Annotated in this window: 17 protein-coding genes; 4 read left to right on the forward strand and 13 right to left on the reverse strand. The window is 38.3% G+C overall.

Translation table 11 applies throughout. The annotated features are described in order from the left end of the window. The 4 genes from FKZ43_RS10665 to hypE form a co-directional block, all read left to right on the forward strand. Positions 1 to 570, forward strand: a 570-nt coding sequence (locus FKZ43_RS10665; protein WP_181180352.1) for a hypothetical protein, incomplete at its 5' end; no start/stop codon positions are given. A gap of 106 nt (positions 571 to 676) precedes the next feature. Beyond that, positions 677 to 922, forward strand: coding sequence for a HypC/HybG/HupF family hydrogenase formation chaperone (locus FKZ43_RS10670; protein ID WP_140945880.1), 246 nt, complete (start codon positions 677 to 679; stop codon positions 920 to 922). A gap of 2 nt (positions 923 to 924) precedes the next feature. Then, positions 925 to 2,019, forward strand: coding sequence for a hydrogenase formation protein HypD (gene hypD, locus FKZ43_RS10675; protein ID WP_140945881.1), 1,095 nt, complete (start codon positions 925 to 927; stop codon positions 2,017 to 2,019). Between the two features lie 16 nt (positions 2,020 to 2,035). Further along, entirely contained in the window at positions 2,036 to 3,085 is a 1,050-nt protein-coding gene (gene hypE / locus FKZ43_RS10680) for a hydrogenase expression/formation protein HypE (RefSeq protein WP_140945882.1), read from the forward strand. Between the two features lie 3 nt (positions 3,086 to 3,088). Here the strand turns inward: hypE and FKZ43_RS10685 are convergent, their stop codons facing one another. From FKZ43_RS10685 to FKZ43_RS11530, 13 genes are all read right to left on the reverse strand, one after another. Further along, entirely contained in the window at positions 3,089 to 5,398 is a 2,310-nt protein-coding gene (locus FKZ43_RS10685) for a heme lyase CcmF/NrfE family subunit (protein ID WP_140945883.1), read from the reverse strand. Between the two features lie 15 nt (positions 5,399 to 5,413). Then, on the reverse strand, positions 5,414 to 5,803 hold the full coding sequence (locus tag FKZ43_RS10690; RefSeq protein ID WP_140945884.1) for a cytochrome c maturation protein CcmE domain-containing protein: 390 nt from the start codon (positions 5,801 to 5,803) through the stop codon (positions 5,414 to 5,416). Continuing rightward, positions 5,800 to 5,961 (reverse strand): CcmD family protein, encoded by a 162-nt coding sequence (locus FKZ43_RS10695; protein ID WP_140945885.1) that lies wholly within the window; start codon positions 5,959 to 5,961, stop codon positions 5,800 to 5,802. The genes FKZ43_RS10690 and FKZ43_RS10695 overlap by 4 nt, the downstream gene beginning before the upstream one ends. Next, the gene (locus FKZ43_RS10700) at positions 5,954 to 6,646 is read right to left on the reverse strand and encodes a cytochrome c biogenesis protein (protein WP_140945886.1); all 693 of its coding nucleotides are present in this window, start codon (positions 6,644 to 6,646) and stop codon (positions 5,954 to 5,956) included. Before FKZ43_RS10700 ends, FKZ43_RS10695 begins: the two co-directional genes overlap by 8 nt. 147 nt (positions 6,647 to 6,793) lie before the next feature. Beyond that, a complete protein-coding gene (locus tag FKZ43_RS10705; protein WP_140945887.1) occupies positions 6,794 to 7,459 on the reverse strand; it encodes a heme exporter protein CcmB in 666 nt (221 codons plus the stop codon). After that, positions 7,449 to 8,102, reverse strand: a complete 654-nt coding sequence (locus FKZ43_RS10710; protein ID WP_140945888.1) for an ABC transporter ATP-binding protein — start codon at positions 8,100 to 8,102, stop codon at positions 7,449 to 7,451. The genes FKZ43_RS10705 and FKZ43_RS10710 overlap by 11 nt, the downstream gene beginning before the upstream one ends. An 8-nt stretch (positions 8,103 to 8,110) precedes the next feature. Continuing rightward, the gene (locus tag FKZ43_RS10715; RefSeq protein ID WP_140945889.1) at positions 8,111 to 9,769 is read right to left on the reverse strand and encodes an MXAN_6640 family putative metalloprotease; all 1,659 of its coding nucleotides are present in this window, start codon (positions 9,767 to 9,769) and stop codon (positions 8,111 to 8,113) included. A gap of 1 nt (position 9,770) precedes the next feature. After that, entirely contained in the window at positions 9,771 to 11,909 is a 2,139-nt protein-coding gene (locus FKZ43_RS10720; protein WP_140945890.1) for an FG-GAP repeat domain-containing protein, read from the reverse strand. Continuing rightward, a complete protein-coding gene (locus FKZ43_RS10725) occupies positions 11,878 to 12,417 on the reverse strand; it encodes an acyl-CoA thioesterase (RefSeq protein WP_140945891.1) in 540 nt (179 codons plus the stop codon). Before FKZ43_RS10725 ends, FKZ43_RS10720 begins: the two co-directional genes overlap by 32 nt. Then, positions 12,386 to 13,171: an outer membrane protein assembly factor BamD gene (locus FKZ43_RS10730; protein ID WP_140945892.1), complete on the reverse strand. Its 786-nt coding sequence runs from the start codon at positions 13,169 to 13,171 to the stop codon at positions 12,386 to 12,388. Before FKZ43_RS10730 ends, FKZ43_RS10725 begins: the two co-directional genes overlap by 32 nt. Next, positions 13,168 to 13,752: a hypothetical protein gene (locus tag FKZ43_RS10735; protein WP_140945893.1), complete on the reverse strand. Its 585-nt coding sequence runs from the start codon at positions 13,750 to 13,752 to the stop codon at positions 13,168 to 13,170. The genes FKZ43_RS10730 and FKZ43_RS10735 overlap by 4 nt, the downstream gene beginning before the upstream one ends. Beyond that, on the reverse strand, positions 13,745 to 15,025 hold the full coding sequence (locus tag FKZ43_RS10740; protein ID WP_140945894.1) for a Glu/Leu/Phe/Val family dehydrogenase: 1,281 nt from the start codon (positions 15,023 to 15,025) through the stop codon (positions 13,745 to 13,747). Before FKZ43_RS10740 ends, FKZ43_RS10735 begins: the two co-directional genes overlap by 8 nt. 20 nt (positions 15,026 to 15,045) lie before the next feature. Beyond that, positions 15,046 to 15,592: hypothetical protein (locus FKZ43_RS11530; RefSeq protein ID WP_419951035.1), on the reverse strand; the 547-nt coding region annotated here is incomplete at its 5' end.

Consider the following 15,592-nt stretch of genomic DNA (forward strand, 5'->3'; position numbering starts at 1 on the left):
GAAGTTCAATTAAGTGGCAGTGGGGACGAGACGATACTTAAAATCATAAATTTGATTCAGTCGGGTTGGCAATTATTCACGGCGAGAAATTATGATGGGGCTTTGGTGAAATTTGACTCTGCGGTTACGCTTGCGCGAACGAACACAATCTATGATTCACTTCAAGCAAGCGCCGAATGTGGAAGGGGCTGGACAAGAGCTTACAGACGAGAATTCTCACTTGCAAAAAATGATTTATTGAACTCGCTTGCTCATCAATCAATTTCGCAAAATGTAAAGTTGAATTCAAAAGCTGGGCTTTCACTTGTGCATCACGCTTTAAATGAATTTTCTGCAGCGATACAAAGAGCGCTTGAAGTTTTGAATGAGAATGCAAACTATGTTTTTGAATATGACAATCGCGTTTATCATAAGAGATTGCGACTTGTCCTCGCTCAATCATATTACACGCTTGGCGATTTTCAAAACGCAGCTAAACAGCTTGATATAATTGACCCAGCTGGAGCGCCTCATTCAACCGACCCAGTAGTCCTTCTTAAGCAAATACAAGATATGTGGAGCAGATTATAAAGTAATCCGCTCCCCCGACTATCAGGGGGAGCTGGATACTTTCACACCGATTGACTTTTAACCCGATTTGTTATTAAATTTTAAAAAAATTTAAAGGAGAAACAGAATGTGCCTCGGGATTCCAGGGAGAATAATTGAGATTTTTGATGAGAACGGATTAAAGATGGGGAAAGTTGACTTCGGGGGTGTTGTGAAAACAGTTTGCCTTGAATATATTCCAGACGCCCAAGTAGGTGATTATACAGTCGTGCATGTCGGATTCGGGATAAGCAAGTTAAACGAGCAAGAAGCAAAAGAGATGCTTTTTTATCTTGAAAAGATGGGATTTCTGAAAAATGAACTCGGCGATTGAAAATGAAGTTCATAGATGAATACCGAGATTCAAAACTAGTCAAAGCGTATCTTGAGAAGATATATGAGATAACAACACGCGAATGGACGATAATGGAGATATGCGGTGGGCAAACGCACACGATTATAAAATATGGAATTGATGAATTATTGCCGGATAAAATTAACATCGTTCATGGTCCGGGTTGTCCTGTATGCGTCACACCGATTGAAATAATTGATAAAGCAATTGAAATTGCTTCAACGCCTGGGGTGATATTTTGTTCATTTGGGGATATGCTCAGAGTCCCCGGGTCAAATAAAGACCTGTTCACAGTCAAGTCCGAGGGTGCAGATATTAGGATTGTTTATTCACCGCTTGATGCCGTAAAAATAGCGATGAAAAACCCCGACAAAAAAGTTATTTTCTTTGCTATCGGTTTTGAGACAACAGCACCAGCAAATGCTATGGCAGTGTGGAGAGCGAAAGAACTTGGCTTAAAAAATTTCTTCGTTCTTGTCTCCCATGTTCGTGTTCCACCAGCGATCGTAACCATACTTGAGTCACCTTGGAATATGATAAACGGCTTCATTGCTGCAGGTCATGTTTGCACTGTGATGGGATATGAGGAATATGAACCGATAGCAAAGAAATATAAAGTTCCGATTGTCGTCACGGGCTTTGAGCCGGTTGACATAGTGCAGGGAATTTTTATGCTGATTAAACAACTTGAGGAAGGACGATTTGAAGTTGAAAATCAATATACCCGTTCTGTCAGGCGTGAAGGGAACATACCAGCAAAGGAATTAATTTTTAAAGTTTTCAAAATTTCAGATATGAAATGGCGAGGGATTGGACTAATACCTGAGAGTGGTTTTAAACTTAAAGATGAATTCTCTGAATTTGACGCCGAAAAAGCGTTTGGTGGTATATCGGAGATAAAAACTGAAGAATCTTCACTTTGCATAAGTGGTTATGTTTTGCAAGGCGTGAAAAAACCGAGTGAATGTCCCGCGTTCGGGACCATATGTACACCACTTAATCCACTTGGGGCACCTATGGTTTCATCAGAAGGAGCTTGCGCAGCTTACTACAATTATGGAAGAATAAAAACTTAACATTTCCCCATTTGCTATGGCGAGCGAATTTAACTTGAATTGCCCCACTCCAATTTCAAATTACGACAAAATTTTACTCGGGCATGGAAGCGGTGGAAAATTAACATCCGAGTTGATCAAAAACATCTTCCTCCCGGCTTTTGAAAATCCATATCTCGCTGAACTCGGAGACCAAGCGGTGATAAACTTGAATGGTTTAAAAATCGCTTTTACAACGGACTCTTATGTTGTCAATCCTATTTTCTTCCCTGGTGGTGATATAGGGGAACTTGCTGTAAATGGAACTGTAAATGACCTTGCTGTTGGTGGAGCAAAACCGCTTTTCATAAGTGCCGGTTTCATACTTGAAGAGGGTTTCTCTATTTCCGACTTGTGCAAAATAGTTGAAAGTATGAAAAAAGCTTGTGCTCGCGCTGGTGTAATTTTGGTCACTGGTGATACTAAAGTTGTTGAAAAAGGTAAAGGTGATAAAATTTTCATCAATACCTCGGGCATTGGAATCATTGAAAAAGAAATTGAAATCTCACCAAGGAAAGTGAAACCTGGGGATAAAATTTTAATCAATGGACCGATAGGGCTCCATGGAATAGCAATACTTTCAAAACGAGAGGGGATAGAATTTGAAGTTGAAATTGAAAGTGACACCGCTCCTTTAAACTCCCTCGTTGAAGATATTTTATCTGTAAGTGAAAATATCCACTGGATGCGTGACCCGACGCGCGGAGGTGTATCAAGCGCTTTGAATGAACTGGCGCAATCAGCTAAACTTGGCGTTGAAATATGGGAATCGGAAATTCCTATACCAGAGCCAGTGAAAGCAGCTTGTGAAATGCTCGGGCTTGATCCACTTTATGTGGCAAATGAGGGGAAGTTGATCGCGGTCGTCTCAAACGAAGATGCGGAAAAAGTTCTTGAGGCAATGAGAGCTAATCCCCTTGGAAAAGAAGCGCAAATGATAGGTGAGATAACGGACGAGCACCCCAGCGTTGTCCTTATGAAAACACTTGTTGGTGGGAAAAGAGTGGTTGATATGCTCGCTGGGGAACAATTACCAAGAATTTGTTAAAATTTATCTCCTAACCTCAGATATCCTCCTCAACATTGAGACGATGAAACCGGCAAGTATAACAAGAACACCGAACCAAACGAGGTTTATAAACGGCTTAACACTCGCTTCTATGACAAGAACCTCCGTTGGCTCGTCTTTAACTTCCGAATCAATCGCTCCATCTCCAAAAGTCACAGCTATTTGACCACCTTCAACATTTAAATTGACGAATGTCAATTGCTTATCGCCAATTTTAATTGGCTCAGGCATTGGATTATTATTTCTGTAATAAATCTTAGGTATGACTTGCTCTTTTTTCCCCTTGTAGATTACCTCTATGACAGCACCAATTGCAAAATCTTGACCGCTCATCATCTTCGCCATATCATCTGGTGTCATATCAAAGCGGATGAATTTAAGCGTATACCCACCTATCGTTTTTTCTTGGTTCTTGTTGAGTATGATCAACTCCCCAGTTGAATGTGGATTGAATACGCCACTTTTCTCCAAACTCATCGGTGAAAGGTAAAGGTCATTCGTCAGCATATTCTTAATCAAAAAAGCGGGAAGTTTTGGGTTGCTAAAAATATCATAGTTTAAAAGGCTAAAAATATACGGATGTCGCATCACCCCTTGATTATACTCACTGAAATACATTTGTAAAGGCGCAACAAATGAATCGCCATCTTTTTCAACCTTTACATTATACGCAACCCTTTCTTTGTCTATCTTCTGATTTCCGATGTAGGTGAGTTTATAGCCAAAAGCGGTAACTTCCTGACCCTTCGGAAGTGAAAGAACCTGGCTTTTGTCATATTTTGTTGATGCGATGACACCAAGTAGAAAAAGTCCAACGCCGACATGTGTCAACGATGCACCTATATATTTTGGATTCCCACGGGCGATTTTATATGCAATCCTCAAATTAACGAAGAAAGCAAACGAAGAAGTAAGGATGAAAAGCGCCATTAAAATTTCCCTTACGCCAATTATGATTAAAATTGATGTAAAAATCGTTGATGCCGATGTTGGGAACATAAGCGTTTTCAAAAGCGCCTCGGGCTTTGTTTTTCTCCACCACATAACTTGGGCAAGTCCTATGAGAAGCGCCATGATTATCCCCAAAGGAAGTGTCGTTTTGTTATAATATGAAATATCAACCGCACTTGCCTTGCCCTCTAAAATCTTCGTTATGATCGGCGATGAAGTCCCAGCAATTACAAATCCAGCTATGACAACAAGCAAGACGGATGCAAGAAATAAATTATACTCACGAGAGAGGAGATCTGATTCAACTTTAACTTTGGGTATCTCCTTTCTCCTTGCAAATAAAAGCCCAAATCCAATTCCGGAAAACACGATCATAATTGATATCAAAAGTGAATAAACCCACATCCCAGGGTCAACGAATGAATGAACCGATGTATCTCCTAAAATTCCACTTCTTGTCAAGAAGGTGCTATAAAGGACAAGGATAAAGGCAAGGATTGACATTCCGAGATTCCATCTTGCAAAGGCACCCGTTCTTTTCTGAACAAGCATTGTATGAATTGTTCCAACCGCTATCAACCACGGGACAAGCGATGAATTTTCAACGGGGTCCCAGCCCCAGAAACCACCCCAGCCAAGCGTTTCATAAGCCCAGAAGCCACCTATAGCAATCCCTGCACCAAGCGACAAAGATGCAAATATAGTCCAAGGCATTGCTGGTTTAACCCAAGTCAGATATTCCCTCCTCAAAAGAGCAACAATTGCGTGTGAGTAAGGTATCGCCATTGAAGCAAAACCGATGAAAATTATCGGCGGATGAATAACCATCCAAAAGTTTTGCAAAAGTGGATTCAAACCTCGCCCCTCAGGTGGAACGAAACCCTCATGAACTTGACCAGGCCATGTCTCCCAAATATACTCAAACGGACTTTTAACTATCAATATCAACAAAAGAAAAACTTTAACAAGTGAGTAAACACTCATAACCTCAGGCTCATATCCATTCCGACGTGCATAGCTCATCAAAAACAGACCCAATATTGAAGTATAAAATGTCCAGAGCATGAAACTGCCTTCCTGACCAGCATAAAATGTGGAGATCAAAAGAGGAGTTGATAAGTCAGTTGAACTATAACTCCAAACATATGTATATTGAAATTGATGCGTTAAAATAAGATAAAGCAAAAAAGCACTCGCAAGGATAACTGTCACCGCAGAAATGTGATAACTTAATCTCGCTTTTGGAATTAAATTCCTCCTACCTTTGAAACCGAGATAATAACCTATCGTTGCAAAAAGAACCGAAACGAAAGCAATGTATATTAAAATTCTCCCTACCATATCTCCCTCTAAAATTTAATTTTGATATTTTTTAAGTGCATCAGCTGATTGATACTTTGAAGGACACTTCGTTAAAATCTCTTGGGACTCAAATTTTCCATCCTTGTAATATCCCTTTACCACAACATGTGACGCTATCTCAAAGTTATTCGGTCTTGGACCCTTGTGGACTACTTTAACTATCTCGCCATTGTCATCTTTGAGGTAAAAGACAAACTGATTCAACCTTGCGTCATAGTAACTTTCTTTATCTCTTACCCATTCGCCGACGATTTGGACCTTTTTAGCCGTCTTTTTCGCTTCCTCTATCGTCACATACTTAACATTACTTTCCATAAAAGAATAAGCTCCAAAAATTATAAAAACAGCGATCAAAACTGAGCCGACGATGATCTTAATCTTCATCTCTCACCTCCCTCTTTGTTTTCAATCTTTAAAAGTTCATCCTCTATTTTTTTCAACCTCATGTCCAATCTCAAAAGATAACCGAAAACGGATAACCAGACGATAAGCGCTATGACAAGGACAAGATAAATTGAGTTCTTTTCAAGGAATTCATACATTTTTCTCTGCCTCCATATAAATTTTATTTTCAATTTGAATTTTCAAGACCTCGGCTTTGGTGCGAATTTTAAAAACCCAAAAATAAACAAGTGTAAACCCGATAAGTGAAGCAAAGAAAAGAACTCTCATATTTGGGTCCATCTTAAAAGTCACAACTGGACCTGCTCCTTCTGGGTCACCCTTTGAACCGGGATGAAGCCCGGGCATTATTCTCGGCATTATGAAGATAAAAAATGGAACTGTGACAAAAGCGATTATTGAATAAACAGCAGAGAGAGTCGCTTTTCTCTCTTCAACATCAATTGCGGACCTTAAGACAAAATAAGCCCCGTAAATTAAAAGCAAAACAAAAATTGATGTTTCTCTTGGGTCCCAATTCCAAAACGATCCCCAATTAAACTTCGCCCAAATTGAACCAGTTACCGTCGTCACAAAACAAAACAGGAATCCAATTTCTGCCGAAGCCGATGATTTGACATCATTAACTATGTCCCTTGAATTAAGATATTTTATCCCATAGAGCATTGAAACGAAAAAAGCTATTACACTTAACCAAGCAGACGGCACATGAAGGAAAATTATCCTTGCCCTCTCACCAAGCCCAGGGATGAAACCAATTGGAATTGTAAAAGCAAGAACAGTTATCAACGCCATGTATACTCCGAGCAAAATCTTCCAGATCATTTAATCTCCGAGTTTTTTGTTAAATTATTTCAAATTTCGTGCCAGTTTCAAATCAAATTTTTTATTCAAATTTTAAACACGAAATCAAACCTTCTCTGTCCAAATTTTCAACATCTTCCTAAAAGTAAAACAAGAATGCCACAAAAATTATTCCTTCCATATATAATCAAACAAAAGATAGGACGCAGTGATAACGACAATTGAATAAGAGAGCAAAATTCTAAGATGTCCGCTTGCTTCGGCAAGCGTTGCTCCTTCAATTGAAAGTTGCGTCATATTAATCGTCGTCATAAGCAACGGCAATAAAACCGGAAAGGAAAGGACTGGATAAAGCGTTCCCTTCGTATTCGCCTTCGCTATGATAGCAGCAATTATAGTTGAAGCTGAGGCAAGCCCAACACCACCAAGGAAAAGACAAATTAAAAAGACATCAAAGCTTTTCACTTTGAAATTTTCCATCGTAAAAATATAAGTTATCACGATGAAAACATTAAGCCCTGTTATCAAAGCAAGATTAAAAAGCAATTTCCCGAAATAAACTGCGCTAGGTCTAGTTGCAAGTTGAAGAAACATAACCGTCCCTCTATCCTCTTCGCTCACGAATGTCCTTGAAAGTCCTGACATAGCAGAGAAAAAAATAACTACCCAAAGCAACCCAGAAAGTAATGTCCCTCCGAGAGATTCACCAGCGGTTGAAAACAAAATCACCGAGATCGTCACGACAACAAACATAAACAAAGCATTAAGGGCATATCTCGTCCTAAGCTCGGATTTCAAATCCTTCAAAAAAATTGCAAAGATGCTACTTAACAACTCTCTCCCTTGACTTTAATTTCAATTCATCAAGATTTATAACCTCATCACACATTTGAATTTCATCTGGTTCATTTGTAGCAACGATCAATATCCCTTTGGATTTTCGCTCTCTTGCAATTGACCAAACCATATCAACTCCTTCAGAGTCAAGATTTGTCGTGGGTTCATCAAGGATTAAAATGACTGGATCGTGAAGCAAAGCGCAAGCATATTTAAGGCGTTGCTTCATCCCGGAAGAATAGCCACGCACTAGGTCATTACGACGGTTATAAAGATTAACGCTTTTTAAAGCGGACTCTATCCTCTCTCCAAAATTTTTCAATCCCCTTATCTTCGCTAAAATCTCAAGAGTTTCATAACCCGTAAATTCATCGTAAAGTTGAAGATAAGGTGCGACAAAACCGACATATTTAAACAAATCAAGTTTATCTATCCTTTTACCGTCAATTTGATAAATGACCTCACCAGAACTTGGGCTTAAAAGACCGGCAATTATTTTAACAAGTGTTGATTTCCCAGAGCCATTTTTCCCTGTTATGACCAATGAAGAGCCAATCTCAAGTTCAAAATTTACATCTTCAAAGACCGTCAAGCGCCCAAATTTTTTCCCTACATTTTTAACCTGTAACTTAAAATCCATTTTTGGAATTATTTTCTGATTAAAACGAACTTACCAATTTTTTCTTCACCGTCGGCAACGAGAATGTAAATGTAAACTCCACTTTTAACGATCTCTCCCGAACTATTTCTACCGTTCCAGCTCACAAAGTAACTTCCAAAGTTAAATTCTGGTTTAACCTTCGCTGAATAAACAAGATCAAGCCCAGTTGTAAAAATTTTCAAGTCAATCTCATCAAATCCTGATTCAACAGGTATAAGTACCTTTTCAACTCCATCGGCATAAAACGGGTTCGGGAAAACATCTCTTTCCTTAACGAGAGAAACTTGCGAATTTAAGATATTCAAACTTCCCCAATTATCAAAATCATTGACTTTTAACTTCGCCCTCAAACCGTTTCCGAGTGGTGTATAATCGTTGCCGGAAGAGGTTGTTATATGATATTCAAACTCAAATTCATCATTTGAGCGCAAAAAAGCATACTGAAGATTCACATTAGAAATTATTGCAACAATTGTATCGTTTTTCCAGACAAACATATAATACTGGGATGAAAGCGCTCCAGATGAATTTCTAACAGTAGCTTCATTTGATGTTAAAAACACTGGCTGTGTTTCAAACCTTATTTCAGGATAATTTTCCCCTTCCTTGTAATATCTTGGATTTGCTCTTTTGCCCGTGTAATAATTCCAAAGCGAGAATTCAACAAATTCACGTCTTAAAGTTGAATTGAAATCATTCAAAGCGAGTTCCAAAGCAACAAGTGGCGGTTCATCTCTTATAATCCCCCAAGTTTTAACCATCAACCTATGCGTAAACCTTGACTGAAAAAATATCCCGAGAACCGCAAGGTCATATCCATCGTGCTGATAAATTGGCGCTCTCGTATTCTTGAAAAATCTCGGGATATACTGGTAATAATCATTCACCTCGTCAAAAAGCGCCTCCTCAAGCCAGGTTGATGTCATCTCATAAAACCATATATTATCCTCCCAAAGTCCATAGGATAAAAGCTGAACTGCGTGATTAAACTCGTGTGCAAGCGTCACTTTCAAAGCACTTATACCTTGCGTGTAAAAAGAGCTTTTTGAATAGGAATTATCTATTCTCATAAAACTCAAGTATCTTTGCGCCTTCCCCAACTTCGGCAATGGATTTAGAGGGTCAAAAACTGTCTCACCATATAAACCTTCCGGGAGATTTAAAATATAGATGTCATATTCTGGACCACCACCCGCTGACCCATCGTTAAAATTAAACTCAAAGCCAAATATTTCCACTTGAACCTTATATACAGAGTCAATATATCTTGCAACTGAATCTACATAACCTCTCCAAGAGTTTGGAATTCTATTCCCAAGCTCATCAATCAAGAACGGCTCGTTAACCCCGGTAGTATCAAAATGAATTCTGAACTTCCCACTCCTTGTCAATATGCTCGTTTGAAGCTGTGGTCTCTCAAGCGCTTTCTTTATGTTCGTTTTTTGAATCTCGTTAAATTTATCCCAATTCCGTCCAACTTCAACATAAAGACCAAATCCACACTTTCCTGTGTTAAACGGTTGAAAATTAAATGGTTTTTCAACCTCTATACCCATTCTATCGCAGAGAGTTAGATAAACTTGTTCAGCTTTTTCTTGTCCATAAATATGCCCGATTAAAAAAATTAACAAAAGTAAAAGCCACATTTTAAAATTGACCTTTATTGTTGATAATAAATTTAACGCTTCCACTCGCGCTGTTTATCAAAAACAGATCAAGAAACCCATCAAAATCTAAATCAACAACACCAAGATAATTGAACTTTCCTTTAAAACCTCCAGCGTTGAACTTCTCAAATTTTTCATCTTTATTAATGTAAATATAAACACTCCCTCTCATTCTGTCAAAAAGAGCGAAATCCTTCTTAAAATCACCGTTTAAATCGGCAATTTTTAACATTTTTGCGCTTGAAAGATAAACATGGGTATCAATCCTAACCCTTTTGCGAAATTTTCCAGAACCATCATTGATAAAAAGATTTATCTCTCCATCAGAAGCTCTTGACACAGAATAATCATAATATGCGAGGATGTCGTTGAAACCATCGCCATTAAAATCACTGATAAAGATAAAAACACGCTTTATCATCCTGTTTAAATTAGTTGAGAAATTACGAACATACTTTCCTTCGCCCGACCTTAAAAAAACGCTCATTTTTATGTTGCTTGTATCCTTTGCAACCACAACAAGGTCAAAATATCCATCATTGTTTAAATCCGCAACCGCCGATGCCATGACTTTCACACTGTCAAGTTCCTTTATAGTGAATTCATCAAAGCTTGATATATCGTTTATCTTCATAATCAAAAGGTTTGAATCGGAAACGGTGAGGAAAGTGAAGATTGATGAATCCGCAGAGACCCCGACGAATACAGGCATCGGCTTGTCAAAATTATATCTGAAAATCTCAGATAACTTTTTTTTATCATTCAACCTAAAAAGCGAAACATCGCCAGTTGAGTAATTCGCGCAGAAAAAATAGTTATAATCAGCAAAGGACAAAAATTTCATATCAGTAAAGAACTTGCCGATATTCTCAGACGAAAAATTAAAACCGTCTTCTTTCCTAAATGCGAAAAGAAATGTTTCCCCATCGCCAATTAAAGTTAAATCACTTACCCCATTTCTGTCAAGGTCAGAAACAACGCAATCAGCAAAATTTAAACCTACTACAAGTGAAAAATCATCGGTAAAGGTGAATTTATCAGCGTGATAAAAAACAAGCAGTTTATTTTCGCTTGAATCAAGCATTACAATTTCATCCCTCCCATCAATGTCAAAATCACAACATTCAACCTGAGAGACATTTTGACCTGAAAATTCATATCTTTCAAAAGATGATATACGGTTGATAAATACGAATAATTTCTCACCATTTCCAATGATGACATCTTTAAGTGAGTCACCGTTTATATCGCCGACCGTAATCATTGACGGTTTAGGAATCTTAAACTGAAAGCGAGAGGTTATGCCTGATTGCGTTGTTATGTAAATTTGAACCTCGTTCAAATAGAAAAAAGCAATCGCGTAATCAAAAAAACCATCGTTATTAATATCGGCGACAGCAAAATCAGTTGGTTCTTCTGGAAGTTGAAACGAATACATACGACCGAATTTCCCATCTCCCCTTCCATAGGAAATAATAAGCGAATTGTTCAGCCAATCAATCCCAGCGATATCGGGGACGCCATCGTAATTCAAATCAATTAACTTAATTTTTCGCAGGGGAATTTTAGGGAAAAAGTTAACAGGACTTGAAAAATCGTCTTTCTGTATCTGATAATTGACCGATATCCCAAGCATTAGTTTCCCAGTTGCTACAATATCTTTAAACCCATTCAAATCAATGTCTGAAATCTCAATAATTTCAGGATTTACGCTTGTTGTAACAGATGAAAATCTTTTAAAACCAATTGTATCACCCTTGAAAATTTCAATGATTGAGTTTGACTTATAGACCGTTAAAATTTCACCCCATCCATCGCCATCCAAGTCCTCAACTTTTAAGTCAGTTGCTTTATCTTTGAGTTGAAAGTTGGTATAAAAGTTAAGCGAGCCGTTGTCATTCTTAAAACAGGTTATAGATTTACCCGAAATAACACCGATGTCAGGCATAGCATCTCCGTCAATGTCCCCAATTGAAAATCTTGATACACCCCCAGAAAGTTGAAATTCTTTTAAATAAAAAGCAGGGAAAATTCTATTTTGAGCCGTGAGAAATTCAAAATAAAAAGCAAAGAGGATGAAGAATAATCTATTGAGTTGGACTTCGCTCTTTATTAACATTTTTCAATTCTTCCTTATGCTTCAATCTTTGTTGTCTTCTTATCAACGCTTCTTCGTATCTTCTTTTTTCCTCATCGGTCTGCGGGATTATTGGGGGCACTGGAACAGGTTTACCATTTTCATCAATGGCTACAAAAGTAAGATAAGCTGAATTTGCATGTCTTATCTCGCCTGTCAATGGATTCATCGCAAAAACTTTAACACCCACCTCCATTGATGTTCTGAAAACACGATTTACCGATGCCTTCAAAATCACGACCTCGCCGATTTTTATCGGGCAGAGAAAATTCAATTCATCAATGCTTGCGGTCACGACGACTTTACCAGCGTGTTTCATCGCTGACATCGCTGCACAGATGTCAATCCAGTGCATCAATCTCCCACCAAGCAAAAAACCCAATGGATTGGCGTCGCTTGGAAGTATAAGCTCTGTCATCTCAACTTGGGAGTCCTTGACATATTTGGCTTTATCAGCTCTATCTGCTTGTTCGCATCTCTCTGCCGACATTTAATTGCGCCTCCCGTTTTATTTTCCTAACCATATCAAGCAAATCACTATTTGGGAATTTCCTTTCAAATTCATCAGCAACCTTTATCGCTTCATTATAATTTTCCCTCTTGAAAAGACATTCAATTTTGCCAGCATACGCTTTATCAAGATAATCCGAGTCAGGGTATCGTTCAATTATTGAGTCAAAATAAATCATCGCTGCTTTATAAAACTCCCTACGCATATAGAAAAGCCCCGTCTCATAATCTTTCTTTGCTAACTTATTTATAAGCTCGTGGATTTTCCTCTCGGCATCCTGAACAAACTCATTTGTGGGATGATACTCAATGAAACCTTGTAGTGCATCAATGGCTTTATAAGTATAGGTTTGATCAAGTTGTGATTTAGGGGAGAGATTATAATAACACAAACCAAGTTTATATCTTGACAGTGGAACGAATTCACTCGTCGGATAATTATGTATCAGGTTCTCATATTCTGATGAAGCAAGTAAATACTCACCACGATTGAAATAGCACTCCGCAAGGTAAAATTGGGCATCATCTGCAACAGTGCTACCCGGATATTGGATCAAGATATACTTAAAATCCTCAATCGCATCAAGATATTTCTTCTTATCAAATTTCTCCTTTCCGATCTCAAATCTATCCTCCGCGGATAAATTTGCGACCTCTTTAGATGAAGAACATCCCAGCAAAAGTAACAACGGAAGAAACAAAATTAAGAATTTTCTCATTTCAGCAATTTTCATTTTCTTATCACAAAAAGAAGATAAACCGCGATTCCGATTGAAGAGGCAATTAACAGTCCCTCAATTAATCTTTTCAAATCAGATTTGTTTTCAACAATCTCTCCCTGTGTGAATTTAAAATGTTCGTCTTCAACTTTGTCAATTTCGGTATAAGTTATGTAATCTGAAAAACTTCGCTTAAAAATATCGCTTGTTAATAACCTGCCGTGATTAATCAAAGTGCACAGTAGATTTATTTCAATATCCCTTCTCCATTTTGTGCTTTTCAAGAAGCCCCCGCTCTCACGCTTGTAAGAAATTCTATTTTTAAATCCATCAATTCTTACAATGTCAGTTTTATTCGTGTCGTTGAGAAAAATGGTAAATTTTTTTGAAAATGCGTTCAAAATTCTATTTTCAACAAGCTTATCGGTTAAATTTGATTGAATTCCTATACTTTCGGTGTTCATCTTTTCTGAAATTTCATCAACGATTGAGTTGAGCAAGCTATCAATTATTTCAAAATTCGTCAATTTTTGAGATAGAGAAATACACGACAGCAAAACGATCAGGGTGAAAGCTTTGCAGAGCAAATCAGCCATAAATTCCGCGTATTTTCAAAGTTTTTGCAACTTTATCCACAGCCAAGATGTAAGCTCCGAGTCGCAAAGATACACCATATTTTTTAGCCGTATCGTAAACATTTTCAAAAGCGGAAATCATTATCCTTTCTAAGCGTTCGTTGACCATTTCCGCTGTCCAATAATATCCCATTCTATCCTGCACCCACTCAAAGTATGAGGCGGTCACTCCGCCAGCATTTGCAACTATATCCGGGACAACGAGTATTCCCTTCTCTTCAAGAATCGGATCAGCGCTTGCCGTTGTTGGTCCGTTGGCACCTTCAACTATTAATTTCGCTTTTATATTTGGAGCATTATTTTTTGTTATTTGATCCTCGCGCGCAGCTGGAATCAAAACATCACATTCAAGTTCAAGAAGTTCCTTGTTGGTGATTTTTTCACCGCCATCAAAGCCCTCAAGCGTTCTCTCGGGATTTTTCTGAACATATTGGATTGCCTTTTCAATGTCAATGCCTTTCTTATTGTAATATCCCCCGGTTATATCACTTATAGCGATGATTTTCAATCCTCTCTCAGCCAAAAGCTTAGCCGAAACAGAGCCGACATTCCCGAAACCTTGAACTACAGCGGTTGATTTCTTCGGTTTCAGTTTAAGCTTTTCCATAGCAGCAAGTGTCACAATCATAACTCCACGTCCTGTTGCTTCACGCCTTCCTGGGGAGCCACCAAGTATCAACGGTTTCCCGGTTACAACTGCTCTTTCAGTTCTGCGAACATGCATACTGTAGGTGTCCATAATCCAAGCCATTATTTGCTCATCGGTATTAAGGTCTGGGGCGGGTATATCTTTATCAGGTCCAATTATATCAAGAAGATTTGCGGTATATCTCCTTGTGATTTTTTCAAGTTCAACTTTTGTTAACTTTCTTGGGTCACACTTAACAGCACCTTTTGCCCCGCCAAATGGAATATCCATAACCGCGCATTTCCAAGTCATCCAAGCTGCAAGTGCCTTAACCTCGTCAAGTGTAACATCTGGAGCATATCTTATTCCACCTTTTGCTGGTCCAAGAGCATAGCTGTGAATTACACGATAACCCTCAAATACTTTAATCTTACCATCATCCATTTGAATTGGAATTGAAACGATAACTTGAAGCGCAGGTGTCTTAAGAAAATCATAAACGCCTTGTTCAAGCTGAAGAATTTCAGCTGCTTTGTCAAATCTTTTCATCATTGACTCAAATGGATTCTCCTTGTCAGGGATAGGTGCTGGTTCTTGATAAGCCATGTAATTAGATCAATTTGTTTTTAACTTATCTCATAAGACCAAAAGTATTTTATGCCTTTCTCCTTTAGATACTCCTCTATTTCTGGGCGATAATCATAAGCGACAAAAACAAGGAACACATTTGGATTGCCCTCGCTTTTCTTAACTTTATCAGCAAGCTTTATGAACTCATTTATTTCTTTCTTTGAAGCCCTTGTTTTTATCTCCCCAAGGATTAGAATTTTCTCTCCGTCTTTTCTGCCCCACCCATAAATGTTAAGCTGATTGTACTCATCGCCTATCTTATAATACCTTCGTATCAAATTACCCTCAACCGTTATACCCTCCCTTTTCAGAAGCTCTGGCAAAGCTTTGAGCGATTTATCCTCTATCGTAAATCCAATTGAACTGAAAATCCACTCAATTCTTTCCTCTGTTGTTTTCATTCTTCCGAGCAATTTAGCAAGCGAATCCTCAAGCTGCATTTGTGCATCAATAAGTTTGGACATCTTCTCAGCCATATCTCTTTGCGCCTCCGCAAGTTGATTCAAACGCTCGGTTAACTCATCAACCCTTAAAGCAAGCTGA

Source organism: Candidatus Thermokryptus mobilis, assembly GCF_900070205.1.
GTDB lineage: Bacteria > Bacteroidota > Ignavibacteria > Kryptoniales > Kryptoniaceae > Kryptonium > Kryptonium mobile.

Excerpts from the sequence above, each read along its gene's own strand:
- FKZ43_RS10740 (WP_140945894.1), bottom strand. The coding sequence starts at position 15,025 with ATGGCTTATCAAGAACCAGCACCTATCCCTGACAAGGAGAATCCATTT.
- FKZ43_RS10710 (WP_140945888.1), bottom strand. The coding sequence starts at position 8,102 with ATGGATTTTAAGTTACAGGTTAAAAATGTAGGGAAAAAATTTGGGCGC.
- FKZ43_RS10690 (WP_140945884.1), bottom strand. The coding sequence starts at position 5,803 with ATGAAGATTAAGATCATCGTCGGCTCAGTTTTGATCGCTGTTTTTATA.
- FKZ43_RS10685 (WP_140945883.1), bottom strand. The coding sequence starts at position 5,398 with ATGGTAGGGAGAATTTTAATATACATTGCTTTCGTTTCGGTTCTTTTT.
- FKZ43_RS10670 (WP_140945880.1), top strand. The coding sequence starts at position 677 with ATGTGCCTCGGGATTCCAGGGAGAATAATTGAGATTTTTGATGAGAAC.
- FKZ43_RS10720 (WP_140945890.1), bottom strand. The coding sequence starts at position 11,909 with ATGTTAATAAAGAGCGAAGTCCAACTCAATAGATTATTCTTCATCCTC.
- FKZ43_RS10725 (WP_140945891.1), bottom strand. The coding sequence starts at position 12,417 with ATGTCGGCAGAGAGATGCGAACAAGCAGATAGAGCTGATAAAGCCAAA.
- hypD (WP_140945881.1), top strand. The coding sequence starts at position 925 with ATGAAGTTCATAGATGAATACCGAGATTCAAAACTAGTCAAAGCGTAT.
- FKZ43_RS10695 (WP_140945885.1), bottom strand. The coding sequence starts at position 5,961 with ATGTATGAATTCCTTGAAAAGAACTCAATTTATCTTGTCCTTGTCATA.
- FKZ43_RS10735 (WP_140945893.1), bottom strand. The coding sequence starts at position 13,752 with ATGGCTGATTTGCTCTGCAAAGCTTTCACCCTGATCGTTTTGCTGTCG.
- FKZ43_RS10700 (WP_140945886.1), bottom strand. The coding sequence starts at position 6,646 with ATGATCTGGAAGATTTTGCTCGGAGTATACATGGCGTTGATAACTGTT.
- hypE (WP_140945882.1), top strand. The coding sequence starts at position 2,036 with ATGGCGAGCGAATTTAACTTGAATTGCCCCACTCCAATTTCAAATTAC.
- FKZ43_RS10730 (WP_140945892.1), bottom strand. The coding sequence starts at position 13,171 with ATGAAAATTGCTGAAATGAGAAAATTCTTAATTTTGTTTCTTCCGTTG.
- FKZ43_RS10715 (WP_140945889.1), bottom strand. The coding sequence starts at position 9,769 with ATGTGGCTTTTACTTTTGTTAATTTTTTTAATCGGGCATATTTATGGA.